A 24906-nucleotide genomic window follows, 5' to 3' on the forward strand; every position below is an offset into this window, starting at 1 on the left:
AGCGGTATGACCGCCTCCGACGACGTGGGGATGCCGTTGCTATACCTGGTCGAGATCTCCGAGCCAGGATACTTCAATCGGCCGTGGTGGAAGATCGCCAGCACCGGCGCGCCGAGTCAGGTCCGCGCCGCGCTCACCGAACTGGCCGTCCGGGTCGAACGCGACGTCCAGCGCGCCGGCGGCGCAGGCCGGTGCTGGTACCGCTACGACGTGCGGTGGTCCGACGGCGCGGTACTGGAGTGCTTCCAGGGCGCGATCCGATCGGTGTTGATTCCCGGCGAGTTGCGCTGCCTGGCCGTCGCCCTGACCTCGGCGACGACTTTGGAGTTGCGCTCCGCCGAGCGGCCACCGTACTGATCGCGTCCTGGTGCGCGCCGCAACCCCACAGCAGACGCCCCGCACCGAAAATGCCGCAGAGCCCCGATGGCTTCGGAGCCCTGCGGGTGGATCGGTGGCTCAGTCGAGGAGAGCCGGTTCTTTGTGAGCGTCCTGCCGCATCGGGTCGACGGCGGGGTCGATGTCGATCGTGTGGCGCAGCGGCCGGTTCGGCAGCAATGCCGCCGCGACGAGGGCCACGGCTGTCGCTACCGCGGCGATGAGGAAGATCCGCCCGGTCGCGTCACCGTAGGAGGCGCGCACGATGGTCGCGATGGGCCCGGGCAGGGCGTCCAGGTCGAGATTGCTGCCGCCGGCGGACTCGGTGCGGATGCCGATTCTGGCGAATCCCGCCGCGGACAGCTCGCCGACCCGGGTGGCCAGCACCGACCCCAGCACCGAGACCCCGATGGCGCCGCCGAAGGTGCGGAAGAAGGCGACACTGCTCGACGCGGCGCCGATGTCGTGCACGCTCACCGTGTTCTGCACGGCCAGGACGAGGTTCTGCATCATCATGCCGACGCCGAGGCCGACGACGGTGATGTAGACGCCGACCAGCCACAGGCTCGTCGCGTGGTCGATCGTCGAGAGCAGCGCGAATCCGGCGACCAGCAGCGCCGCTCCGGAGACCACGAAACCCTTCCACTTGCCGCGCCGGGTGATCAGCTGCCCGGAGCCCACCGAGGCGATCAGCATGCCCGCGACGAGCGGAATGGTCAGCACGCCCGCCGCGGTCGGCGAGTAGCCGCGCGCGGTCTGGAAGTACTGGCCCAGGAAGGTGGTGGCGCCGAACATGCCGACGCCGACCGCGACGGAGGCGACGATCGCCAGGCCCGTAGTGCGTTCGGTGACGATCGGCAGCGGGATGATCGGCGACTCGGCGCGGGATTCCACCCACACGGTCGCGATCAGCAGCAGTACGCCGGAAGCGACGTAGATCGCCGATTCCCGCGAGACCCAGTCGTAGTAACCGGCTTTCCCGGCGAACGACACCCAGATGAGCAGCACCGACACGCCGCCGGTCAGCAGAGCCGCGCCGAGCCAGTCGATCGACACGCCGTCCTTGCGATCGGTGGGCAGCCGCAGCGTCCGCTGCAGCAGCGCCAGCGCGATCACCGCCAGCGGCACGCACACGAAGAAGCACCAGCGCCAGCCCAGCGCGCTGTCGACGATGACACCGCCCAGGACCGGACCGCCGGACATCGACACAGCCATCACGGCGCCCATGTAGCCGGAGTAGCGCCCGCGTTCGCGCGGCGCGACGATGGAGCCGATGATCGCGACGACGAGCGCGGTCAGCCCGCCCATGCCGATGCCCTGGATGACGCGGGCGACCAGCAGCAGGGGGACGTTGCTCGTGAACCCGGCGATGACGGAGCCGACGACGAAGACGACGATGGCCGACTGGACCAGCGTCTTCTTGTTGAACAGGTCGGCCGCCTTGCCCCAGATCGGCGTGGAGGCCGCGTTGGCCAGCAGCGCCGAGGTGATGACCCAGGCGTAGGCGGTCTGCGAGCCCTGGAGATCGCCGATGATGGTGGGCAGCGCGGTGGCGACGATCGTGGTGCTCAACAGCGCCGTGAACAACGCCGCGAGCAGCCCGGTCATCGCTTCCAGCACTTCGCGGTGGGTCATCGCGGACGGGTCGCGTCGCGTCACCGGCTCGACTGAACTAGACATCTGCTTCCTGACTCTCTTTCGGAACCGGCTGGTGCGCGGCGCTCTGCGCGTGCGTGGTCAGTGCGTTGCGGAGTTTCTGCACGGCGGCGCAGGCCTGGTCGGCGTCGGCTTGGCTCCAGTCGGCGAGGACGTTCTGCAGGCCCCGCGCTCGCGACCCCCGTACGCGGTGCAGCAGATCGCGGCCTTCGTGGGTCACCCGGAGGAGGGTGGCCCGGCCGTCGGCGGGATCGGCGTGCCTGCTGATGTGGCCCGCGGCGACGAGTTCGGTGACGTGCCTGCTCAAGGCGCTCGGACTGATGCACAGGTCCACGGCCAGGTCCACCTGCCTGCACGGCCCCTTGGATTCGAGCGTGCCGAGCACGCCGATGCCACCCGGGAGCAGTTGCCCTTCCTCCGGGTGGGCGAGCACGGTGCGGATCGCCCGGCCCATCAGATAGAGCTCTTTGATCAGGCTTTGAGCGGTATCGGGTGAGACTGTCATGTCCACTCCAGGCGAAATAAGTTGCTTGCGCTACGCAACTATAAAGTAATTGCTTGCGCTAAGCAACTAGACGGCTCGATCGATGCGCTGATGGCGGCGTGCACGATGCGCAGCTATCGGATGGCGGCGGACGGGCGGCCACCCACCCCCAGGGTGGGAACGGCCCACCCCCGGGGTTTGCTGGATGCTCCCTGAGGTCCCTGGCCCTGCGGATACAGGCGTCGGAGAGTAGTAGCCGACACCGATGCCGAGCCCTACCGAGGAACTACGAGATGCAGCCCAGCTTCGTTCACCACGCCAGGCAGCAAATTTTCGAATACGGGGCGACCAGGTCGTTCACCTACCTGCACGAGACCGGGCGTGAGCTGACCGAAGAGGTCGCCACCTACCTCGATCTCGACCGCGACGCCAGGGCCGTCGCCGCCTGGCTGGCCGGGCGTCCGGAATCTACGCGGCCGGTCGTGCTGCTCTACCACGACGGACTGGCTTTCCTGCGAACGTTCCTCGGCTGCCTGTACGCGGGGGTGATCGCCGTGCCCGCGCCCCTGCCGCACGACGAGCGCGGCGCCCGCCGGGTGGCGGGGATCGTCACCGATTCCGGCGCTCGGTTGGTGCTCACGACCAGCGACGTCCAGCCGCTCGTCGCGCACGCGACCAGCGTGGCGGTCGCCGCCACCGACCGTCCGCTGGGTGATCCGGACCAGTGGCGGATGCCCCGCATCGGTTCCTCGACGGTCGCCTTCCTCCAGTACACGTCGGGGTCGACCGGCGACCCCAAAGGCGTCGTCGTCACGCACGGCAACCTCATGCACAACGAAGCCGCCATCGTCTCGATCGGGTTGGACGACGCCGCCGTCGGTGTCAGCTGGATTCCGCACTTCCACGACATGGGCCTGATCGGCATGCTGCTCGGGTCGCTGTACGTCGGGGCGAGCTTGGTGTTCATGGCCCCGACGACCTTTCTGAAGCATCCGGTACGCTGGCTGCGGGCCATCAGCGAGTACGGCGCCACCTATACCGCCGCGCCGAATTTCGCCTACGACTTGATCGCCCGCCGCGTGACCGACGAACAGCTGGCCGAACTCGATCTGTCCTCGCTCCGGATCGCTCTGAGCGGCGCCGAGCCGGTGCGCGAACGGACCATCGCGGCCGTGGTGGAGCGTTTCGCGCCCGCGGGCCTGCGTCCGGCGTCGATCCTTCCCGCCTACGGCTTGGCCGAGACGACGCTGCTGGCAAGCGTCGGACCCCGCGAAGCGGCGCCGGTCTATCTCGATGTGGGCGGTAGATCCCCGCTCGTCGGGTGCGGACAGGCGGCCCTCGGCCTGGATGTCCGCATCGTCGACCCGGATACCGGGGCGGAAGCGGCGCCGGGCGAGGTGGGAGAGATCTGGATCGGCGGCGCGAGCGTCGCCGCGGGTTACTGGAACCGCCCCGACGAGTCGCGCGAGACGTTCGGCGCCTACCTCGGCGCGCAGGGACCATTCCTGCGAACCGGTGACCTCGGTCTACTGCACGAGGCCGAGCTGTACGTCACCGGGCGCCGCAAGGACCTCCTGATCGTCCACGGCCGCAACCTCTATCCGCAGGACATCGAGGAACTGGTGCGCGGCCTGCATCCGGCGCTCGGGGCCGCCGGTGTCGCCGTCTCCGTCGACGCGGGCGGCCGGGAACGTCTCGTCGTGCTGCAGGGCGTCAAGACAGCCCGGCAGGGCGACACCACCCTCGCCGAGCTGACCTCGGCGATCAAGATCGCCGTGGCCCGCGGGTTCGACATCGGGGCGCCGAACGTCGTGCTCGTGGAGCCCCGATCCGTACAGCGCACCACCAGCGGGAAGGTCCAGCGGGCCGCGATGCGGGAGTCGTTGCTGGCCCATCGCGTCGAGGGTGTCCTGCACGAGGATCTCGAACCGGCGCTGAGCCGATCTCTGACCGTCTGACCGCATACCTGCCCAGGAGCCGAAACATGTTCAGCACGACCGTTGTTCGCCCGACCGCGATCCAGGAGTGGCTCATCGAGCGCGTGGCAGACTACACCGAACGCGCACCCTCGCACGTGGACCCGGTCGTCCCGCTCGCCGAGCTGGGCCTGGACTCCGTGTCCGCGGTGAACCTGTGCGGCGAGATCGAGGACCGCTGGTCGCTCGAGGTCGACCCGGTCCTGGTGTTCGACTACCCGACCATCGCCGACATCGCCGCGTACATCGCCGCCGAACACGCCCTCGCCGCATGACCGACATCGCTCTCGTCGGCCTCGACTGCCGGTTCCCGCAAGCACCCGATCCGGCCGCGCTGTGGCGGCTGCTGATCGACGGACGAGACGCGATCTCCGACGTTCCGGCGAGCCGCTGGAACGCCGCTGATTTCCACGACCCGGCCGGTGCGCCCGGCACGATCAACACCCGCAGCGGAGGTTTCCTCGACGACGCCGACGCCTTCGACGCCGAGTTCTTCGGCATCGCCCCACGCGAAGCCGAAACGATGGATCCGCAGCAGCGGTTGCTGCTGCAGGCCACCTGGCGGGCCTTCGAGGACGCCACGCTGGATCCGCGCGCCCAAGCCGGTTCCCGCACGGGCGTCTACGTCGGCGTGATGGCGAACGAATGGGCCAACCTGCAGATGAGCGACTATGCCGCCATCACGCCGCAGCACGGCTCCGGCAACGGATACTTCATGACCGCCAACCGGCTGTCCTACCAATTCGACCTCAGAGGACCGAGTGTCGCGGTCGACACGGCCTGCTCGTCGTCATTGGTCGCGATCCACCTCGCCTGCGGGGCACTGGCTTCCGGGGAATGCGATCAGGCGATCGCCGGTGGCGTCAACCTCGTGCTCACCCCCGCCGTCGGAGTCTTCTACACCCAGGCCGGACTTTCCGCGCCGGACGCGCGGTGCAAGCCGTTCAGCGGCAACGCCGACGGGATCGTGCGCGGCGAGGGTGTCGCGATGCTGGTGCTGCGGCGGCTGGCCGACGCGGAGGCGGCGGGGTTGCCGATCTACGCGGTGATCAAGGGCAGCGCGGTGAATTCGGACGGGCGCAGCAACGGCATCACGGCACCGAACCGGTGGGCGCAGCAGCAGGTGATCGGCCAGGCGTGCGAGCGCGCCGGGGTGCGGCCCGACGAGGTGGACTTCCTCGAGGCGCACGGCACCGGGACCGTGCTCGGCGACATGATCGAGGTCAACGCGCTGGGGCGGCTGCACGGGCGAGATCGGCGGCGGCCCTGCGCGATCGGTTCGATCAAAGGCAATCTCGGCCACACCGAGGGCGCCGCGGGCGTCGCGGGCCTGATCAAGGTCGCCCTGAGCTTGCGGCACGGAGTCGTCCCGCCGTCGAGGTTCGCCGAGCAGGAGAACCCGCGACTGCGCATGGCCCAGCAGGGTTTGCGCCTGCTCACCGAACCGATGCCGCTGGAGGGTCCCGGCTACGGGGGAGTCAGCAGCTTCGGCATCGGCGGCACGAACGCCCATATCGTGCTGGGCAGCGCTCCCGTCGCCGAGCCGCCCGCCGCATCCGGTGGCGGAGTGCTCACGCTGTCGGCGAACGACGCGGAAGGATTGCGGCGCAACGCGCACCGCCTCGCCGACGTGCTGGCCGCCACCCCGCAGGACCGATTCGCGCAACTGTGCTGGACGAGCAACCAGGTCAAGTCGTCCGGGCGTGCCCGGCTCGCCGTCGTGGCGGCCGATCGCGACGCCGCGATCGCGCGGCTGCGCGACGGCGCGGAAACCGGGATCGCGGGACCGATCGGCGTCGGCTGGATGTTCACCGGGCAGGGCGCGCAGTTCGCCGGAATGGCACGCGCGCTGGACGCGGCGAGCACGTTGTTCCGGGACGCGCTGGCAGAGGTCGACCAGGCCATGACGGCCCAGCTCGGTCGCTCCGTGCGCGCGCTGATGTGCGACGAGCGCACCGAGATCGACCGCACCGAACTCGCGCAACCGTCGATCTTCGCGATGGAGTACGCGCTGGCCAAGTCGCTCGCCGACGCCGGGGTGCGCCCCGCCTGGGTGATCGGGCACAGCATCGGCGAACTCACGGCCGCCGCGGTGGCCGGAGTGTTCGATCTGGACGACGCGTGCCGGCTCGTCGTCGCGCGCGGACGGCTGATGCAGCGATTGCCGGACGGCGGAGCGATGCTCGCCGTGCAGGCAGACCCCGCCGACGTCGCCGGACTGCTCGCCGACCAGCCGCAGGTCGCGCTCGCCGCCGTCAACGGCCCGAGCGAGATCGTGCTGTCCGGCGCGGCAGCGGCGATCAGCCGCATCCGGGACGTGCTCGCGAGTCGTGGGGTGCGGACCAAGGCGCTGAACGTCTCGCACGCATTCCACAGTCCGCTGATGGAACCCATGCTCGAGCAGTTCCGGGCCGTCGCCCGCGAGTGCGTCTACCGCCGGCCCGCCGTACCGCTCTACTCGACCGTGCACGGGCGGCTGCTCGGCGAAGACGAGGCGATGGACGCGGCGTACTGGACCGAACACGTGCGCGCCACCGTGCGCTTCGGCGACGCCGTGCAGGCCGCGTTCGCCGCCGAGCCCAGCCACGTCGTCGAGATCGGGCCACGCCGTGTGCTCACCGCGCTGGTCGGCCGGGCCCGCCCCGATCTGGCCGCCCGTTGCCTGACACCCAGCCCGGGCCCCGGCGCGACGGGCGGCGAACTCGCCGACACCATCGCCGCGCTGTATCGCGACGGAGTCGGCCCCGACTGGGACCGGCTCTACGAACCGGCGCAGCGCGTCCGCCGCAGGCTGCCCGGATACGAGTTCTCCACCGACCAGCGGTTCTGGGTCGAACCGTCCACGACCCGAACGCCTTCCGCGCACACCGAGGAAACCTCCATGGACCAATTGATCGCACTTTTCCGTGAGCAGAACGCCGTGCTGGCCGGTCTCGTCGGCGCCTCACCTACCGGCCACGTGCCGCAGCTCGCAGGCGGCACCACGGTCTCGCCGCAGGATCTCCTCGCGCAGCGCGTGGCGGGGCAGGCGGCGGAGGCCCGCGAACCGATGGCCCCCGCGGCGGTCGCCGGTGTGGTTCGCGCGGAAGCGGCGCGACTGAGCGGATTCCCCGTCGATCGGCTGCGCGAAGCCCAAACCTTGGGCGACGAATTGGGTTTCGACTCGCTCATGCTGACCGACCTGATCGCCGCGCTCGTTCGCACGCTGCCCGGATTGACCGTCGACCCGGGCCGGATCACGCCCGCGACGACGCTCGGCGACGTCACCGCGTACGTCACCACCCAGCTCGGTGGGTCTGTGCCCGACGAGGTCGCCCTTCACTCGGCGATCGGAATCGGCGCACCCGGCCCCGCCGTTGTCGAGCCGGAATACCGCATCTCCGATTTCGCGGAGGTTCGGGCCATCGCCGACCGGCTCTCCGGCGTCGAGACGCTCGGGGTGTTCAATCCCTACTTCCTGATCAACGACGGGATCACGCGGGACACCTCCGTCGTCGACGGCGCCTCGGTGGTGAACTTCTCCAGCTTCAACTACCTGGGCCTGTCCGGCCATCCCGCCGTCATCGCCGCGGTCCAGGACGCGGTGGCGCGCTACGGCAGCTCGTGCTCGGCCAGCCGGATCCTCTCCGGTGAGAAGCCGGTGCATCGCGAACTGGAGAGCGAACTCGCGGCCCTGCTCGGCACCGAGGACGCCATCGCACTGGTCGGCGGGCACTCCACGAACGTCACGATCATCGGGCACCTGGTCGGGCCGGAGGACCTGGTGATCCACGACAGCCTCGCGCACGACAGCATCATGCAGGGCTGCAAACTGTCCGGCGCGACCCGCCGTCCGTTCCCGCACAACGACCACGCCGCCCTCGACGAACTGCTCACCGAGATCCGTCATCAGTACCGGCGGGTGCTGATCCTCATCGAGGGGGTGTACAGCCAGGACGGCGACATCCCCGATCTGCCCGCCATCATCGCGGTGAAGAAGAAGCACAAGGCGCTGTTGATGATCGATGAGGCGCACAGCGTCGGCGTGCTCGGCGCGGGCGGCGGCGGCATCGGCGAATACTTCGGCGTCGATCGCGGCGACGTCGAGTTGTGGTCGGGGACGGTGTCGAAGGCGCTCGCCGGTTGCGGTGGGTATGTGGCGGGCAGCGCGGAACTGATCCGGTTCTTGAAGTACACGACTCCCGGATTCGTCTACAGCGTCGGCATGACGCCGATGAACGCGGCCGCCTCGGCCGCGGCGATCCGGCAGTTGCGGTCGGACGGTGAGCCGCTGGAGCGCTTACGCCACAACTCACGGCTTTTCCTGCGATTGGCCAGGGAGGCCGGCATCGACACCGGCGACAGCCACGACACGCCGATCGTCCCGTGCATCGTGGGCGACTCGCTGAAGACGTTGAAACTGTCGAACGCGCTGCTGCGCCGCGGCATCAACGTCAACCCGATCCTGTACCCGGCGGTGCCGGAAAACCTTGCGCGCCTGCGGTTCTTCGTCACCGCCTGCCATACCGAGGACCAGATCCGCGACACCGTCAAGATCCTCGCCGAGGAACTGGCGCAACTCACCGAGAGCTGAGTCGCGCCAGGTCGGCCGCCGACGCCTGGGTGTTGCCGCGCGAACGCGCAGGCGTCCGGCGTATGCGGTGACCTCCCTCGACCGGGTCGTCCCCGGGTTACGGCGGCGGAGCCGTGTTGCCGCTGTGCGCGAGCCGAGCGCCTTGTGCTCGGACGTGCCGGTGTCGCTGTAGCATCTGTCCGGGACGCCATCGTTCCAGTTCGGGGCCGCTCGCGGCGCCGCTGGGCGGGTCGGGCGATGAGGGCGGGTTACGGCGGCCATTGGTGGGTCAGAGCCCTGCAGGGGGCATGTTCGACCGGATTTTCCGACAAGCGCCGCGGGTGCCGCGCCGGGTGAGGGTTCGAGCGGTGATCGGGCTCGTTTCGTGTGCGGCTTCCGGATCTCCTCAGGAGCGCCCCACGCCCGAGCCGATCGATGCCGCGGGCTACCACGGCGGCAAGGCCGGAAGCCTTCTCGCCGTCGACCGTAGCGACCGCATCGGAGGTTTGGGCAGCCATGTTTCGCTCGATCGCGCGCATCGCGGTATCTCTGGCGGCGGCCACCGGCTTGTGGTTCCCGTCGTCGCCCGCGGTCGCGTCGGCGCCGTCGGACGTGGCGGTGACCGGCGGGCAGATCTCCGGCCGCGCCGTCGACGGAATCATCGAATACCTGGGCATCCCGTTCGCCGCACCCACCGGTGGCGATGCGCGATTCGGGCCGCCACGTCCGGCGCCGTCGTGGTCCGGCGTGCGGCCCGCCCGGGAACACGGGCCGCAGTGTCCGCAGAACGGATATCTGCCCGGTCTGCCGACCACCGGGCCCACCAGCGAAGACTGCCTGACCATCGACGTGTACACGCCCGAGGGGGCCCGCGGCCGCCCGCTGCCGGTGATGGTGTTCTTCCACGGCGGCGGCTACGTCACCGGATCCAACAGTCAATACGCCGCGCCCACCCGGATGGTCGCCGACGGTGACGTCATCGTGGCCGTGCCCAATTACCGCTTGGGCCCTCTCGGCTTCCTGTCGCTGCCCGAACTGGCGGCCGAGTCCGGCGGCGCCACCGGAACGGTCGGCATCCAGGACCAGCAGGCCGCCCTGCGGTGGGTCCGGGACAACGCGCACGTCTTCGGCGGCGATCCGGGCAACGTCACGATCTTCGGTGAGTCGGCCGGCGGTGGCAGCGTGTGCACGCATTTCGCCGCACCCGGCTCCGACGGCCTGTACGCCAAAGCGATCATCCAAAGCGGCTCCTGCGCACAATCACCTCTGGTGCCCGGCACTCGCGACAACGCTTTCGCGCGCTCGCAGCACTATTCGGAAAGCCTCGGATGCGCCGATCCCGCGACACGATTGAGCTGCCTTCGCGCGCTGCCCGTCGCGAAGCTCCTGGATTCGCCGTCCGTCCAGTTCGACGGGCCGACCCCGGTCTGGGTGCCGAGTATCGACGGCGTCGTCGTCACCCGCACGCTCGACACCGCACTGGCGGGGGACACCCGCAAGACACCGATCATCGTCGGAAGCAACAGTGCGGAAGGAGCGCTGTTCGTAGCCGAATCCGACTACGCGCGCGGTCATCTTCCCGATGCGGCGAGCTATGAGCGTTACGTCCGCCAGTCGTTCGGCGGCTTCGCCGACCGTGTGCTGGCCGCGTACCCGATCGATCGGTATCCGTCCCCGGCCGCAGCCCAGACGGCGGTGATCACCGACGGTCTGTTCGCCTGTCCCGCACTGTTCACCAGCCGCGCCGCCCGCGATACCGGGCACCCGCTGTGGCAGTACGAGTTCGACCAAGCGCCGTTCGGTGCGCACAATCCGGTCCTGCCGGGCGCCTTCCACTCCGCCGAGCTTCCCTATCTGTTCACCAGCCTCATGCGCGTTCCGATTCCGTGGACCGGCGCATCCGCGGCATTCGCCGCACAGATGCAGCGGTGGTGGACCACTTTCGCGCACACCGGCGATCCGAACGGTCCCGGCTCGCCGCATTGGCCCGCCTGGCCGGAATCGACCGGACGTAACTCCGACGGGCCCGCGCTGACCATGCGGGCGACCGGAAGCTTCGTGACCGACGACTTCGCTCTCCGGCACCACTGTGCGTTCTGGTCCGAACGCGAGCGCTGAATCGCATTCTCGCTCTCGCGTTTTGGCCCGCGCACCGTGTCGGCCGCCTGCTCGCACGGTGTGTGCGTGGCGATCTTGCTGTGCTCGACGCGCTGGGCTATGGTCGTCGTCATGACTGCCGGGTCGGCGACGCGCCGCACACAGAACGGTTACCCGGCCGCGCGGTGATCATCCGGCGGGCCAGGGGCCCGCCCGCCTTCTTCACGAAATCCCAGATTCTTCAGGGACATCGGAAGGAGGTGATTACATGTCCCCCGCGGAAACACCACACTCGAGTGGATGGCCTGGCTTCGTCGCCGCACATGCTCGAGGCGGAGTGCTCGAGGCCACCGTCGTAGAGATCGTGCCGTTCGGCGCGTTCCTTGAAGTGGCTCCCGGCGTACACGGGTTGCTGCACAAAACCGAGTGGTCCACCGAGCCGCAGATCGGCGCCACGCTCACGGTGCGCATCCTCGAGATCGACACCGAGAGGCAGCGAGTGGCCTTGGCGCACGCTGAATAACGCTTCGCGCGGGTGTGCCGGGGCAGACTCCACCTGCCCCGGCACATCGTCAAGCCTATCTGTCCCCGACATGGCACCCACTGCTGCGCTGCGGTCAGCGGGGAGATTGCTACAACAGGCTCAGTGTGCGACGGGATCCGGCGCACGAGTCGACCGCTGCGGACCGTCTCTGATGCATCGGCCGGGTCGGTGCTGACCTTTCCGCGAACTTCTCACGCGCTACGACTCTCGGGATCGAGACGCGGTTCCCGGTTGGCCTACGCGCGACAGCCCGGTGCGAGTCGCCGCCGAACTGGTCAATTGACCGGAATCGGCTCAGCGCTCGCTCTGATTGCTGTATGTTTGCTGAGCGATAACCCGGGTAGCACTGCCACGTCGTCCCTCGTCGTGGAAGGTCCGATGCCGTGGTTGTCCGACCTGTCGATATCCGGAATGCCGGTCACGAACTCGGCGGGCCGATCCGTGCCGCGGCGGGACGCCGGAGCCGACGCACCACTCGTGAGCCGGATCCGGCCGCAGGCGATCGCCGGACCGGGGCTCATCCGGAGCCCGCGTGATCGGCTACTACATCCATCACCGCGGCTCCGGGCATCTGCTTCGAGCGCTGTGCGTTCGCGCGCACATCGCCGCGCCCGTCGTCGCACTGTCGTCGCTGTCGCTGGCCGAGCACGAGGCTTTCGACGACACGGTGCACCTTCGTGCCGCTGATCGCGCCGCGACCTGCGACGATCCCACCGCGAACGGAACGTTGCACTGGGCCCCACGCCATGACCGCGGGCTCGCGGCTCGGATGGCGGCGGTCGCCGCCTGGATCGCCCGTGCGCGTCCGGAGGCCATGGTGGTCGACGGCTCCGTGGAGATCGCACTGCTGGCCCGGCTGCACGGCGTGCCGGTCGTGACGATGGTGCTGCCGGGTACCCGGACGGATCCGGCGCACCAACTGCTCCACCGGGTCGCCGACCGGTTGATCGCGGCGTGGCCGCGTGGACTCTACGACCCGTTGTGGCTGCACCCGTACGCGGAGAAGACCCACTTCGTCGGCGGTATCACCCGCTTCGCCGGGCGTGCGCACATCCGGACGGAGCGGCGGGACGAGCGCCCGGTGGTCCTGGTGCTCGGCGGAGCGGGCGGACCCGGGTCCACCGCGGCGATGGTCCGCGCCTGCGCCGCACGGCACGGCCGATACCGGTGGCGCAGTCTCGGTTCGGGTGACTGGGTGGACGATCCGTGGCCGCAGCTGTGCGAAGCCGACGTGATCGTCTCGCACGCCGGTCAGAGCGCGGTCGCAGACATCGCCGCCGCGGGCAAACCGGCCATCCTCATCCCGGCCGACCGCCCGTTCGGCGAGCAGCGGGCGACCGGGCGCGCACTGGCCGCCGCCGGCCTGGCGCTCACCCTCGATCGCCGGCCGGACCTGGAGGACTGGCCCTGGCTGCTCGCGCGAGCCCGTGAACTGGATACGGATCGGTGGCAGTGGTGGCACACCCGGGGAGCGGCGGCCCGCGCCGCGGCGGCCATCAGCGAGCTGGACGCGGACGACCTCTGTCCGGCGTCGTGACACCGGCGTGGCGGGTTCGATCGACGGTCGGCGCGGGCGCCGAGCGTCCTCGGCGCCGACCGGGGACGGCCGCCGCGGTAATAGGATGAGCTGGGCGACCAGCGGGTCCGATGTTGCTTCGATCCGCGTGATCAACGGTGAGAAACGGCAGGTAGGAGCATACTGACGCGATGGACGAATCGGGCGACCGAATCGTGGACACGGCCGAGGGGGCCGTAGCCAGGGTGGTCGGCGCGGGGAAACCCCAGACCACGGGAAGCTTCCGTTTCTGGTTCGCCGATCAGCGGTGGGAGTGGTCGGACGAGGTCGCCGCGATGCACGGCTACGCGCCCGACACGGTGCGGCCGACGACGGAGTTGCTGCTCGCGCACCAACACCCCGAGGACCGCGATCACGTCGCCGAGGCGATCGAGAAGGCGGTTCGCAACGCCGAGCCGTTCTGCAGCCGTCATCGCATCATCGACACCGCCGGAGTCCCGCACCACGTCATCGTGCTGGGCGACACGATGACCGACAACAGCGGCACGGTCGTCGGCACCGCGGGCTACTACGTCGACCTGACGGCCACCATCGCCGAGGAACGCCAAGACCTGCTCGACGGCACGCTGCCCAAGCTCTTCGAGGCGCGCGCGGTGATCGAGCAGGCCAAAGGCGTGCTGATGCGGATCTACCGGATCAACGCCGACCAAGCCTTCCACGTCCTGCAATGGCGTTCGCAGGAGACCAATGTGAAGCTGCGCGACCTGGCCGTCCAGCTCATCGCCGAAATCGACCGCTTGCCACCGGCTCCGCCCACGGTGCAGACCGCTTTCGACCACATGTTGCTGACGGTGCACGAGCGCGTCGCGAAGTCGTGAGAATGCGGGCCTGTCTAGCGGCGGCGCAGCAGAGCGCCGACACCGTCGTGCAGGCCCGCGACGGCGTCGGCCAGGGTGATCTGAGCCCCGATCGCCAAGGCGGCCACCGGCAGCGCTTCGTCGGCGCGGCGCATCTCCCCGGCCGAGCTGTTCGCGGCCGGCCCGACCAGCGGGTTCGCGGCGGTGCCGGCCAAGACCAGACGGTCGCCCAAGGCGGCGCGGTCGAGCAGTAGACGTTCCACTGTCGCGGCGCGCAACGCGGTCGTGGTGGCGGCGAGTCCGGTCACCGCCAGGCCGTCCGGCCGCCCGATCTCGGCGGCGAAGCGGTCCAGCACCTCGCGGCGCCGCCGCGCGACCACGCGGTGCAGGATCTCGCGGACCTCCGCGTCGAGCGCCTTCGGATCCGAACCCGGCGACAGTGTCCCGGATTCCGCCTCGACGACATCCCGGCCTTTCGCGTCGAATTCCGCCCGCAGTTCGGCACGGGATCGGGCCTCTCCGGCGAGCACGACGAGTTCCGCGTGCACGGTGTCGGCGAGCCGGTCGAGTTCTCGCGCGAATTCGCGGATGTTCCGTCGCGTGGTGTCGGTGGTGCGCTGCCGGATCGTGCGATGGGACCAGTCGTCCCGCTGGGTGTCGGGCATCAGGGGGCCCGCGCTCCGAAGGGACTCCTCTGCTTCGGCACCGTGCCGGTCGAGCGAATAGAGTTCCGAGCCCACCCGGTCCACGAGCGCCACGACATGCGGTATCTGCTCGTCCTGCAGGGCGATCAGCGGCAGCAGGTACGGCAGCGGTGAGACCCGGACGGTTTCGGTGTCCGGCGGTCTCGGCAGGCGTTCGTCGGCGAGGACCTCGGTCTCGTCGGCGATGAGCATCCGGCCGCACCGCCCGTGCGGCGGTGGATGCAGTTCGATCGCCTGGGCCAGCAGGCGCCGGATCCGTGGCCGGGCCCCGCTGCGGTCGAGTTCGGCGTCGATCGAGCGCCATTGCAGCTCGCATCGTCGCGCCGCGTCCTCGGTGTCGTAGGAACTGTCGAAGCAGACCGAGGCGAAGGGCCCGTGCTTTCGAATGATCCGCCGGAGGTCGGCCATCGGGATCACCTGGTTTCCCCGGCCGTGGCCGCCCGCGTCGAAGATCCTCGGCGAACATCGGGCACCGACCCGGTGGTGGGCCTCGGCGCCCGGGTGACTCGGTCGTGCGTGCCGACAGCTTCGGTTCGGCGAACCATGCTGAGCGGGTACCCTGGCGGCTCGAGCCGAATCATGCCGGGCGCATCTGCCGACGCAGCCCACGCGCGTCTTCGCGTCGCGGGCAACGCATTGTCGTACCGGTTGCGGGCGAGGAATTCTCGTGAGTTCTCGCGGGCCCGCTGCCGCGCCGAGTGGCGCCCGGTGGGCCCGCCGCCGACGGATGTCGAGTCGCGGGCGCTTCGGCGGCGGTGGGGCCGAGGGGATCGCGACTCGCCGCCGCGAGCCGTGCGGCGCGCGGACGCCGTTCTTTTTCGGTTTCGTGCAATAAAGGCACGTGATCCGGTATTTCTACAGCTCAGCGGCCGACTATTTGGGCAAGCGACCGCTTGGTAACCACATTGTGAACCGAAAAGAGCGGTTTGTTACAGGTGAGCTGTGGTAAACGTTGGAGGTATCGGATCGACAGCGCGGTCATCCGATAAAAATGGGGCGAGGAACCCGCGCTGCTCGATGTTCAGCCGATTCGAAGCGCTCTGTCGTGAACTACCGGCGCCGCTCGAACACGAGGGCTCTCCGCAAGCATGTGCGCGACTACGCGCACCAGCGCAGAGGAATGTCATCGTGATCGAGAAGCCCGAAGCGCCCGTCGTGGACGACGAAGAAAGAGATCGGATCATCTGGCCCGATCCCAGCCCGTTGAGTGGCTGGTGGGCCGAAGTCATGGCCCATCGCCGGACCACCCGGCAGCCCACCCCCACCGCGAACCCGCGACACAACTGACCGGCCGTTCGCGGTCCCACCGACCCACCGCGACGTGCGGAAGGTGGGCGTCGAACGTCGTCCGGTGAACGACGTTCGACGCTCACGTTTCGCGCGGAATTCGCGCCGTTGACGTTCATCGGCGTGCTGCCCGTATGTCCGTTCGCGACAGGAAAATGCGCGAATGTGTCGTCCGGAGTGCAAGACTCATTCCGCGCTGTGTCGCTCGTCGAAAAGCGACGTCACTCCGAACTGCCGTGCTGTTCGGGTGAATTCGCGCGGCTTCCACATGCCGACCCCGTGATGCGCCTGCGTGCCCCCGGCAGCACCGGCTATTAGTCCGCGACCAATAGCCTTGTCGCCGGGCAAGATCGGAGTCTGCTTCAATGGGTGGTCACATTCGGCGGAGGACACGGGGGCGTCATGTCCGGCACCAGAGCTGTCTCCTTTCGGGGAGTCGATGTGCTCGAAGATCTGCTGCGCTGGCTGGTACTGCGGCCACGGCGCGGGGAGCGGATGCTCCCGCTGGTGGGTCTGTGCGGTGATTCGACCAATGTCGGCGCGTGCCTGGACATGTTCGGCGCGGCACTCGGCGGGGTCGTGCACGTGTCCGTGGACGTGGACGCACTGGATCCCTTGCCCGACGGCAGCTCGCTGGTCGAGGACAACACGCCGGGCCTGACCGCCTTGCGCCAACTGCTCTACAACCTGTGCAAAGGGCTGTCCGCCGACCGCTACGGCCGATTGCGCCCGGTGCGGTTCCGGCGCTACCGGCTGGCGGAGTGGTTGATGGCGCGCAAACTCACCTCGGACAACGAGCTCGACGAGCTGACGTCGATGTTGCGCAAGGACTTCGGCCGCTGGGGCGAGGAACTGCTCGGCGAATCGCAGGCCACGGTGGGCCTGCTCCAGCGATTCCTGCTGGCCTTGTTACGCATCGTGTTGCCACCGGCGGTGTTCCGGGCGCGCACCGGCGGTCGGATACCCGGCGTGGGCCGCGAGTTCCGGTGGTTCATGCGCCAGCAGTACCTGGCCCCGGAGCAGTCCAGCCAGTTCGTCGGATTCGCACACCGGCTGACCGAGGGCGCGCGCCGCCACGAGCATGCCGAGCATCTGGCCAAGCTCCTGGTGCACGCCTTCCTCGAAGATCTGCGGGTGGCCTACCGGCGTCGCTGGTGGCGCATCGACGCGGTACGGCGCACCACCTATCCGGTGGTGGTCCTGCGCGCGCTCGACGGGGATGCCGGTCCCCGGCTGCTGGATCTGATCAACGACGTCCGCAACGAGACCGGCAAGGACGATCCGCTGCTGGTGGTGGCCGGCACCCGGATGCCGCCGGCCGATGTCACCGCGCGACCGGCGTACCGGGTGCGCAGGCTCCACGAGACATGGGTGGACGACTTGCCCGTCGAGCGGCAGCGCCAGCAACCCCGGGCCTGGCAGTTGTGGTTCTCGGTACCGGCGACCGGCCCGCACGACGACGACCCGGACCCGTTCCGCCGCATCCTGCCGCCCGCGCCGCCGTGGTGGGCCCGGCGGGCGGTGTCGGCCGGGGCGGTGCTCCTCGTGATCGTGCTGGCTGTGGCCGCGACCGGGTTCGCGATCTGGCGCCCGTGGCAGGCGGGCGACCCGGCCTGCGCCGCCGGGGCGGATCTCGCGTGGGTGCGCGTCATCCCCGGTCCGGACGGCAACTGCATCGGTTTCAGCGCCTACGACCCGGAAGATCCCGCTACCGGCGGCAACGGCTTCCTCTTCGCGAGCGACGAGCCGGGCAGCCGCCGCCTGGTGGAGGTGCAGCGGCGGGTGTACAAGCAGAATCTGCTGGCCGAACAGCTGGCCGCCGCGCAACCGGCGCGACCGCTGTTCACCCTGGTCTATTTCGGCCAGCTCACCGGCGTGCCCGGCGACTACCCGGCGCAGAGCGAGGACATCGAGGGCTTGGCGCTGGCACAGTACAACGCGCTCGAATCGGTCGCGTTGTCCGAGGCCGTCACGCCCGACACGGTCCCGCTGATCCGGTTGCTGCTCGCCAACACCGGTCCGGCCAACCTGCAGGGTCCGGAGGTCGTCGATCTGCTGCGGCCGCTGATCCGCGCCGAACCGAGCATCGTCGGGGCGATCGGACTCGACCAGAGCCGGACCGCGACGCTGAGCATGATCGACTCACTGACCGGGCTGGGCATCCCGATGGTGGCGCCCAGCCTGTCGGCCGACGAAATGGTGCGCTCGTCCCCGCTGTACTTCCAGATCGCCCCGCCGAACCGCGCCATCGCCGACATGGTCCGGCAGTACCTGAATTCCCTCCCAGGTTCGGCCGGGCGGGGTGTGCGGATCTACCACCGGCCCGACCCGACCGATCTCTACACCGAGAACATGGCCGAGGACCTGCACGTTCTCGGCGAAGACGGACGGGCGATCTGGGACGGCTCCTGGGACGAGCGCGATGCCTTCACCGGGCCGGACAACACCGACGCCTGCGACGAGGTGCTGTTCTTCGCCGGGCGGGACTCGGAATTCCCCGACTTCCTGCAAAGCCTCAACAAAGCGTGCGGCGACCAGCGGGTGATGCTGATCGCGGACGATTCGGTCAACCGGTTCATGGCCAGCGTGGACCGGCGCCGGGCGGCCAACAGCGCGCGCCCGCTGGTCTACGTCGCCAAGGCGAGCCTGGTGACCTGCCGTAACAAAGGGCAGGGCTTCCGCAGCCGGGTCGAGTTCTACAATCTCGCCACCACGGTCGATCCGGACATCCCGAGCTGGAACGCCTGCGCCGAAGCGGACAAACCGCTGGGCGAGCGCGTCCAGTTGCATCCGCTGGGGGAGCGGGTCGCGTTGACCTACGACGCGGTCGGCTTGTTCGTGCGCGCCGTGCAGGCGCTGGCCCCGGCCGTCTCCGGCGTCTGGACCGAGCCGATCCCGATCAGCGCCGCCGCGGTCTGGGCGGCACTGCGTGATCTGCCCCGGCAGCCGGTGATCGAGTCCAGCAGTGGCGTACTGGACTTCTCGGTCAGTCAAGGCGCCCACGCGGGCCGGGTGGCGCACGACAAATGGGTGGGCATGCTCAGCGTCGAGCAGATCTGGGATCCCTCGACGAACGCCGAACCCGTGATGGTCTACGGCTGCGGCCGCGCCACCGCCGCCGACACGGCGCAGTGCCGTCCCTATCCGCTGGGCCGCTGACCGGCGTCGACGACACCGGCTTCGGGCGTCGCGCTGAGCGGTTCGGCCAGTTCCTCCAATGACCGGCCCTCGGCCCGCACCCCGTAGGCCAGTTCGACCAAGCCCGCCGCGAACATGGCGAGCGCGCCGATGGTGAACGCCAAGGCGGTCTTCCCGGGGTCGCCGTCGGCGGACAGCTCGGCGAACACCAGCGGTCCCGCGACACCACCCGCGACGGTGCCGATCGCGTAGAAGAACGCGATGGCCATGGCGCGGGTCTCCATCGGGAAGATCTCGCTGACGGTCAAGTAGGCCGCGCTCGCGCCGCACGACGCGACGAACAGCACGGCGGTCCAGCAGGCGGTGAGGGTCGTCGCGGTCAGGTGGCCGCCCGCGAAAAGCCATGCGGTGGCCAGCAACAGCACCGCCGAACCGAGGTAGCTGCCCGCGATCATCGGCTTGCGCCCGATGGTGTCGAACAATTTGCCGAGCAGCAGCGGACCGAGGAAGTTGCCGAAACACAGCACCGCGAAGTAGTAGCCGACCCGATCGTCGGCGATGCCGAAGGATTTGGACAGGATGAGCGCGTAGTTGAACGTGATGGCGTTGTACAGGAATGCCTGGCCGACGAACAGCGACAACCCGAGCACGCCGCGCCGGGGATAGCGCCGCACCAGCACCGCCGCGATCTCGCGGAAGGAGATGCTGCGCCGCTGCCGGATCCGGATCCGCTGATCGGAGACGTCCGAGAGCTCGGCGCCCGTGTCGGCGCGGACGCGCCCCTCGATCGCGGTGACGGTGCGCTCCGCGTCGTCCTCGTGACCGTGGATGAACTGCCAGCGCGGACTCTCCGGGACGTTCTTGCGCACCAACAGGATGACCAGGCCGAACACGGCGCCGAGCGCGAAGGTCAAGCGCCAGCCCACATCCGGCGCGAACAGGTCGGTGTCGAGCGCGACGATGGACAGCAGCGCACCGCCGACGGCGCCCAGCCAGTAGGTGCCGTTGATGACGATGTCGATGCGGCCGCGATACTGCTTCGGAATCAGCTCGTCGATGGCGGAGTTGATCGCCGCGTACTCGCCGCCGATGCCGAATCCGGTGAGGAACCGGAACAGGACGAACCACCACATCGAGAACGACAGCGCGGTCATCGCGGTGGCGAACAGGTACACCGCGAGAGTGATCAGGAAGAGCTTCTTACGGCCGAATCTGTCGGTCAGCCAACCGAAGAAGAGTGCGCCGGAGCCCGCGCCCGCGACGTACATGGCCGCGGCGACGCCGGAAACCTGTGCCGCCGTGATGTTCAGGCCGCTGCCCGGTTCCGACAGCCGGGCGGCCACGCTGCCGACCACGGTGACTTCGAGCCCGTCGAGGATCCAGACGGACCCGAGGCCGATCACGATCATCCAATGCCATCGTGACCAGGGCAGCCGGTCCAGCCTGGCCGGGATGTCGGTCGATATCGTGCGCACGGATCACCCCTTCGGAAGACTGCCGGTCGGATACCCCGAGCCGTGGCGGCCAACCGCGCCGGTGGGCTAGGCTCGGAACGCGAATGAAACGTGTTCTAGAAAGTGGTCCGCCGATGAAGACGATCTACGCGCTGTGGGGCGTGCGCGAGTTGCTCACCGCGGATTTCGCGCAGCGTCTGACGGGAGCCGTCGCGGCGCAGGCGAACGTCTCGGACGCGGCGGTCGAGACGGCGATGTTGCGCATCACGACGTTCGAGGCGCCGGTGCAGGCCGTCGTCAGCGTCTGGTGGGACGCGCCGCCGCGGCCGGAGGCGGCCGAGCGAGCGCTGGGCGCCGTGGCCGAGCGGGTGGCCGGCTGGCACGTCGAGGAGGTGACGCCGATTCCGCCGCCGGTCACCGCCGTGCTCGAGCGTGCTCCGGGCCTGTCGAACATCGCGTTCCTGCGCAAGCCGGACGAGCTGCCCCACGCCGAATGGCTGGACCGCTGGCGCACCCACCACACCGCGATCGCCATCGAGACCCAGGCGACCTTCGGCTATGTGCAGAATCTCGTGACCGCGCCCGCCACGGCCGGTGCGCCGGACATCGCGGGCATTGTCGAGGAACTGTTCCCGATCGAGGCGCTCACCGACCCGCACGCCTTCTACGGCAGCGGCGGCGACGGCGCGGAACTGGCGCGCCGGGTCGACCGGCTGATGACCAGTGTCGCGACCTTCGGTGGCGACCGGAACCTGGATGTCGTGCCCACCAGCAGATATCGGCTGCGCTGAGGCTTCAGCGGCCGGGTGAACGTTCCGCCGACGCACGCAGCGCCGACCGTGCCGCGCGCACCACAGGGTGGTTCCCGGTGCCGCGGCGATAGGCGAGGTGCGTCCGTCGACGCATCGGCAGGGGGCCGAGCGTGACACCGGCGGGACATTCCCGGGTCCCGAATTCGGGAACCAAGGCGACGCCCTGATCGGCGTCGACGAGCGCGAGGACCGTGCCGAAGTCGTCGGCGTGATGGCGGATCCGGGGCGTGAATCCGGCGGCCTCGCAGGCGCGCACGGTCATCGTGTGGCACAGCGTGCCGGGAGTGCCTGCGATCCACGGGCTTTCGCGGTGCGCGGTGAGCGGGCCGGCGGCGCGGGCGGCGACATAGACGATCTCCTCGAACAGCGGCTCACTGTGCAACGCGGGATCGGCGGGGACCGGCACGTAGTCGTACTCCTGGATCAGCGCGACATCCAGCGCCTCGGCGCGCAGCGCGTCGGGCGCCAGCGCCGGGTCCAGTTCGGTCACACGCAGTTCCAGCCGGGGATGCGCGCTGCTCAGCGCGACGAGCGCCGGGGAAAGGATGGTCCGCACCGCGGTGGGGAAGGCCCCGATGCGCAGCGTGCCGGTCAATTGGGCGCGGGTGGTGGCCAGTTCGGCGGTGGCCTGCTCGAGCACCGCGAGTATGCGCTCGGTGTGCTGGACCAGGGCCGTGGCCGCAGGCGTGAGCGTCACCCGGCGGCCGGTTCGGGTCAGTAGCGGCACACCCGCCTCGCGTTCCAGCGCGGCGAGTTGCTGCGAGACCGCCGAGGGCGTGTACGCGAGGGCCTCGGCGACCGCGGCGATGGTTTCGCGATACGCGAGTTCCCGTAGCAACCGCAGCTTGCGGACATCGAGCATAAGCAGAGCTTATGGTCTGCGACAGAAACGTGAACTGGTTCTGACGATTCGGAGCGGCCAGGCTGGTCGTCATGACGCTCGAAGGTCTCTTCGTCCCCCTGATCACCCCGTTCGCGGCCGACGGCACGCTCGCCGCCGACGCGCTCGAGCGGCTTGCCTACGAGGTGCTCGAAGACGGCGCGACCGGCCTCGTCGCACTGGGCACCACCGGGGAGCCCGCGACCCTGACGGACGCGGAGCGGGCGCAGGTGGTCGCCGTCTGCGCGCGCGTCTGCCGGGAACGCGAAGCGCCGTTGATCGTCGGCGTGGGCACGAATTCCACCGCGACATCGGTGGCGGCACTGGCCGGTCTCGACCGGCGCTGCACCGCCGCGCTCACCGTGGTCCCGTACTACACACGCCCCACCGAGGCGGGTGTGCTCGCGCACTTCCGCGCACTCGCCGCGGTGGCCCCGGTGCCGCTGATCGTGTACCACGTCCCCTACCGAACCGGGCTGTCCCTCGGCGCCGGCACGCTGCTCGCGCTGGCGGACCTGCCCGGTGTCATCGGCCTGAAGCACGCGGTCGGCGCCATAGACGACGCCACCATCGAGCTGATGAGCGCGCGTCCGGCCGACTTCGCCGTGCTGGCCGGTGACGACCGGTTCGCCGCGCCGCTGCTGGCCCTCGGCGCGTCCGGCGCGATCGCGGCCTCGGCCGCCGTGCGCACCTCGGCGTACGCGGCGCTGGTCACCGCGTGGCGCGACGGTTCGGTCGCCGCGGCGCGATCAGTCGGACACCGGCTCGCGGCGCTGTCGGCGGCGCTGTTCGCCGAACCCAATCCCACGGTGATCAAAGCGGTGCTCGCCGCGCAGGGCCGCATCCCGAGCGCCGCGGTGCGGTTGCCTTTGCTGCCCGCGAGCGATGCCGCGACGCGGGCCGCGCTCGCCGCGCTCGCGGAATTCCCGGCACCAGGAACCGCCGATGACTGGTGCTACGGACACGGAGGTGCCACCCTTAAGCGGTGACACAACCTCCGGATACCCAGGCGGCTGGGCCCGACCCGACGGCCGACAAACTGGACGCGGCCGTCTTCAAGGTCGCGGGCGTGGTCGTGCTCGGCGCGATCATGTCGATTCTCGACATCACCGTCGTCAGCGTCGCGATCCCGACCTTCCAGAACGAATTCGGCACGAGCTACGCCATCGCGGCGTGGACGATGACCGGGTACACCCTCGCGCTGGCCACCGTGATCCCGCTGACCGGGTGGGCGGCCGACCGCTTCGGCACCAAGCGGCTGTACATCATGGCCCTCACCTTCTTCGTGCTCGGCTCGCTGCTGTGCAGCACGGCATGGAACATCGAGTCGCTGATCGCCTTCCGGGTGATCCAGGGTCTCGGCGGCGGCATGCTGATGCCGCTGGGCATGACGATCATGACCCACGCCGCCGGTCCGCAGCGAGTGGGCCGGGTCATGGCGGTGCTCGGCGTGCCGATGCTGCTCGGTCCGATCGGCGGCCCGATCCTGGGCGGCTGGCTGATCGAGAACTTCAGCTGGCACTGGATCTTCCTGATCAACCTGCCGATCGGCGTGGTCGCCTTGGCGCTCGCGGTCGTCGTGTTGCCCGGCGACAAGCCGGAGCCGTCGGAGTCGTTCGACTTCATCGGCATGCTGCTGGCCTCGCCCGGTCTGGCGCTGTTCCTGTTCGGCGTCTCGTCCATCCCGGAAGAGGAGACGGTGATCGCGGCGAAGGTGCTGATCCCGGCCGCCGTCGGCACGCTGCTGATGGTGGCGTTCGTGTTCCACGCGCTGCGCACCGAGCACCCGCTGATCGACCTGCACCTGTTCCGCAACCGCGCGCTCACCTTCGCGGTGCTCACCATGGTGCTGTTCGCCGTCGCTTTCTTCGGGGCGGGTCTGCTGCTGCCGACCTATCTGCAACAGGTGCGGGGCGAGTCGGCGTTGCAAGCCGGTCTGCTGATCGCGCCGCAGGGCTTCGGCGCGATGCTGAGCATGCCGATCGCGGGCCGTTTCGTGGACAAGATCGGCCCGGGCAAGATCGTGCTCGTCGGTATCGCGCTGATCTCGATCGGCACGGCCTACTTCGTCCAGCTCGACGCGGACAGCTCGTACCTCCCCATGATCGGCGCGCTGGTCGTGATGGGTCTCGGCATGGGCTGCACCATGATGCCGATCATGACCGCCGCGATCCAGACCCTGACCCATCAGCAGGTGGCTCGCGGGTCGACGCTGATGAACATCGTCAACCAGACCGCGGGTTCGATCGGCACGGCGACGATGTCGGTGGTGCTGACCAATCTGCTGAACAACGAGCCGCTGGCTCGTCCCGCGATCGCGGCCAACTTCGATCCCCGCATCGCCGAGCAGCTTCCGCCGGGAGCCGTGGAAACCGGACTACAGCAGGCCGCGCAAGCCTTCAGTCACACCTATGTGGTGGCGCTGGTACTGATCGTGCTGACCTTGGTCCCGGCGTTCTTCCTGCCGCGCACGAAGCCGAAGAACCCGGAGGTCGCCGACGCGGCCACGGTGATCCACGCGTAATCGCTCCGTCCCGAGATCGCCTGTCCACCAGGTGATCTCGGGACACCGCC

18 protein-coding genes are annotated in these 24906 nt (G+C 69.4%); 13 read left to right on the forward strand and 5 right to left on the reverse strand.

The window, feature by feature from the left end; genetic code table 11:
• The first annotated feature begins 6 nt into the window (after nt 1-6).
• Nucleotides 7-357, forward strand: coding sequence for a hypothetical protein (locus ON27_RS39335; RefSeq protein WP_043739283.1), 351 nt, complete (start codon nt 7-9; stop codon nt 355-357).
• A 99-nt stretch (nt 358-456) separates the two neighbouring features.
• On the opposite strand, the gene ON27_RS39340 is transcribed toward ON27_RS39335, so the two are convergent.
• Together ON27_RS39340 and ON27_RS39345 are read right to left on the reverse strand one after the other, a co-directional pair.
• The gene (locus ON27_RS39340) at nt 457-2055 is read right to left on the reverse strand and encodes an MDR family MFS transporter (protein ID WP_051047595.1); all 1599 of its coding nucleotides are present in this window, start codon (nt 2053-2055) and stop codon (nt 457-459) included.
• On the reverse strand, nt 2048-2536 hold the full coding sequence (locus ON27_RS39345) for a MarR family winged helix-turn-helix transcriptional regulator (RefSeq protein ID WP_043739286.1): 489 nt from the start codon (nt 2534-2536) through the stop codon (nt 2048-2050). Before ON27_RS39345 ends, ON27_RS39340 begins: the two co-directional genes overlap by 8 nt.
• A gap of 272 nt (nt 2537-2808) precedes the next feature.
• Here ON27_RS39345 and ON27_RS39350 point away from each other — a divergent pair, with 272 nt between their 5' ends.
• The 7 genes from ON27_RS39350 (at nt 2809) to ON27_RS39380 (ending at nt 14078) form a co-directional block, all read left to right on the forward strand.
• On the forward strand, nt 2809-4473 hold the full coding sequence (locus tag ON27_RS39350) for a fatty acyl-AMP ligase (RefSeq protein WP_043739289.1): 1665 nt from the start codon (nt 2809-2811) through the stop codon (nt 4471-4473).
• 26 nt (nt 4474-4499) lie between these two features.
• The gene (locus tag ON27_RS39355; protein WP_043739290.1) at nt 4500-4766 is read left to right on the forward strand and encodes an acyl carrier protein; all 267 of its coding nucleotides are present in this window, start codon (nt 4500-4502) and stop codon (nt 4764-4766) included.
• The gene (locus ON27_RS39360; protein WP_043739293.1) at nt 4763-9064 is read left to right on the forward strand and encodes a type I polyketide synthase; all 4302 of its coding nucleotides are present in this window, start codon (nt 4763-4765) and stop codon (nt 9062-9064) included. Before ON27_RS39355 ends, ON27_RS39360 begins: the two co-directional genes overlap by 4 nt.
• 495 nt (nt 9065-9559) lie before the next feature.
• Nucleotides 9560-11161 carry a carboxylesterase/lipase family protein gene (locus ON27_RS39365; RefSeq protein WP_051047596.1) on the forward strand — a complete coding sequence of 534 codons (1602 nt, stop codon included), beginning with the start codon at nt 9560-9562 and terminating at the stop codon, nt 11159-11161.
• A gap of 247 nt (nt 11162-11408) precedes the next feature.
• Nucleotides 11409-11663: a S1 RNA-binding domain-containing protein gene (locus tag ON27_RS39370; protein ID WP_043739296.1), complete on the forward strand. Its 255-nt coding sequence runs from the start codon at nt 11409-11411 to the stop codon at nt 11661-11663.
• Nucleotides 11664-12216: 553 nt separating this feature from the next.
• Nucleotides 12217-13221 carry a glycosyltransferase gene (locus ON27_RS39375; RefSeq protein ID WP_043739299.1) on the forward strand — a complete coding sequence of 335 codons (1005 nt, stop codon included), beginning with the start codon at nt 12217-12219 and terminating at the stop codon, nt 13219-13221.
• Between the two features lie 170 nt (nt 13222-13391).
• Nucleotides 13392-14078: a PAS and ANTAR domain-containing protein gene (locus tag ON27_RS39380; protein ID WP_043739300.1), complete on the forward strand. Its 687-nt coding sequence runs from the start codon at nt 13392-13394 to the stop codon at nt 14076-14078.
• A 14-nt stretch (nt 14079-14092) separates the two neighbouring features.
• Here ON27_RS39380 and ON27_RS39385 read toward each other — a convergent pair whose 3' ends face one another.
• The gene (locus ON27_RS39385; RefSeq protein ID WP_157227977.1) at nt 14093-15169 is read right to left on the reverse strand and encodes a baeRF2 domain-containing protein; all 1077 of its coding nucleotides are present in this window, start codon (nt 15167-15169) and stop codon (nt 14093-14095) included.
• Nucleotides 15170-15889: 720 nt separating this feature from the next.
• Between ON27_RS39385 and ON27_RS43795 the strand changes: the two genes are divergently transcribed.
• Together ON27_RS43795 and ON27_RS39395 are read left to right on the forward strand one after the other, a co-directional pair.
• A complete protein-coding gene (locus ON27_RS43795; RefSeq protein WP_157227978.1) occupies nt 15890-16048 on the forward strand; it encodes a hypothetical protein in 159 nt (52 codons plus the stop codon).
• A gap of 441 nt (nt 16049-16489) precedes the next feature.
• Nucleotides 16490-19207 (forward strand): hypothetical protein, encoded by a 2718-nt coding sequence (locus ON27_RS39395; protein ID WP_043739307.1) that lies wholly within the window; start codon nt 16490-16492, stop codon nt 19205-19207.
• Here ON27_RS39395 and ON27_RS39400 read toward each other — a convergent pair.
• Nucleotides 19189-20661, reverse strand: a complete 1473-nt coding sequence (locus ON27_RS39400; protein ID WP_043739309.1) for an MFS transporter — start codon at nt 20659-20661, stop codon at nt 19189-19191. The two genes, ON27_RS39395 and ON27_RS39400, sit on opposite strands and share 19 nt — an antisense overlap.
• A 113-nt stretch (nt 20662-20774) precedes the next feature.
• On the opposite strand from ON27_RS39400, the gene ON27_RS39405 reads away from it, so the two are divergent.
• Complete coding sequence (locus ON27_RS39405; RefSeq protein WP_051047597.1) at nt 20775-21431, forward strand: EthD domain-containing protein; 657 nt, start codon at nt 20775-20777, stop codon at nt 21429-21431.
• A gap of 4 nt (nt 21432-21435) precedes the next feature.
• Here the strand turns inward: ON27_RS39405 and ON27_RS39410 are convergent, their stop codons facing one another.
• Complete coding sequence (locus tag ON27_RS39410; RefSeq protein ID WP_043739312.1) at nt 21436-22314, reverse strand: LysR family transcriptional regulator; 879 nt, start codon at nt 22312-22314, stop codon at nt 21436-21438.
• A 71-nt stretch (nt 22315-22385) separates the two neighbouring features.
• On the opposite strand from ON27_RS39410, the gene dapA reads away from it, so the two are divergent.
• Together dapA and ON27_RS39420 are read left to right on the forward strand one after the other, a co-directional pair.
• Nucleotides 22386-23321, forward strand: coding sequence for a 4-hydroxy-tetrahydrodipicolinate synthase (gene dapA / locus ON27_RS39415; RefSeq protein WP_051047598.1), 936 nt, complete (start codon nt 22386-22388; stop codon nt 23319-23321).
• On the forward strand, nt 23318-24856 hold the full coding sequence (locus ON27_RS39420; protein WP_043739315.1) for a DHA2 family efflux MFS transporter permease subunit: 1539 nt from the start codon (nt 23318-23320) through the stop codon (nt 24854-24856). The genes dapA and ON27_RS39420 overlap by 4 nt, the downstream gene beginning before the upstream one ends.
• Nucleotides 24857-24906: the final 50 nt, after the last annotated feature.

Origin of the sequence: Nocardia asiatica NBRC 100129 (assembly GCF_000308415.1) — a bacterium.
Classification (GTDB): domain Bacteria; phylum Actinomycetota; class Actinomycetes; order Mycobacteriales; family Mycobacteriaceae; genus Nocardia; species Nocardia asiatica.

What these genes read in the sequence shown, in the direction of transcription:
- ON27_RS39385 (WP_157227977.1), bottom strand. Translation starts at nt 15,169, where the DNA reads ATGGCCGACCTCCGGCGGATCATTCGAAAGCACGGGCCCTTCGCCTCG.
- ON27_RS39335 (WP_043739283.1), top strand. Translation starts at nt 7, where the DNA reads ATGACCGCCTCCGACGACGTGGGGATGCCGTTGCTATACCTGGTCGAG.
- ON27_RS39360 (WP_043739293.1), top strand. Translation starts at nt 4,763, where the DNA reads ATGACCGACATCGCTCTCGTCGGCCTCGACTGCCGGTTCCCGCAAGCA.
- ON27_RS39405 (WP_051047597.1), top strand. Translation starts at nt 20,775, where the DNA reads ATGAAGACGATCTACGCGCTGTGGGGCGTGCGCGAGTTGCTCACCGCG.
- ON27_RS39350 (WP_043739289.1), top strand. Translation starts at nt 2,809, where the DNA reads ATGCAGCCCAGCTTCGTTCACCACGCCAGGCAGCAAATTTTCGAATAC.
- ON27_RS39380 (WP_043739300.1), top strand. Translation starts at nt 13,392, where the DNA reads ATGGACGAATCGGGCGACCGAATCGTGGACACGGCCGAGGGGGCCGTA.
- ON27_RS39370 (WP_043739296.1), top strand. Translation starts at nt 11,409, where the DNA reads ATGTCCCCCGCGGAAACACCACACTCGAGTGGATGGCCTGGCTTCGTC.
- ON27_RS39345 (WP_043739286.1), bottom strand. Translation starts at nt 2,536, where the DNA reads ATGACAGTCTCACCCGATACCGCTCAAAGCCTGATCAAAGAGCTCTAT.
- dapA (WP_051047598.1), top strand. Translation starts at nt 22,386, where the DNA reads ATGACGCTCGAAGGTCTCTTCGTCCCCCTGATCACCCCGTTCGCGGCC.
- ON27_RS39340 (WP_051047595.1), bottom strand. Translation starts at nt 2,055, where the DNA reads ATGTCTAGTTCAGTCGAGCCGGTGACGCGACGCGACCCGTCCGCGATG.
- ON27_RS39365 (WP_051047596.1), top strand. Translation starts at nt 9,560, where the DNA reads ATGTTTCGCTCGATCGCGCGCATCGCGGTATCTCTGGCGGCGGCCACC.
- ON27_RS39355 (WP_043739290.1), top strand. Translation starts at nt 4,500, where the DNA reads ATGTTCAGCACGACCGTTGTTCGCCCGACCGCGATCCAGGAGTGGCTC.
- ON27_RS39410 (WP_043739312.1), bottom strand. Translation starts at nt 22,314, where the DNA reads ATGCTCGATGTCCGCAAGCTGCGGTTGCTACGGGAACTCGCGTATCGC.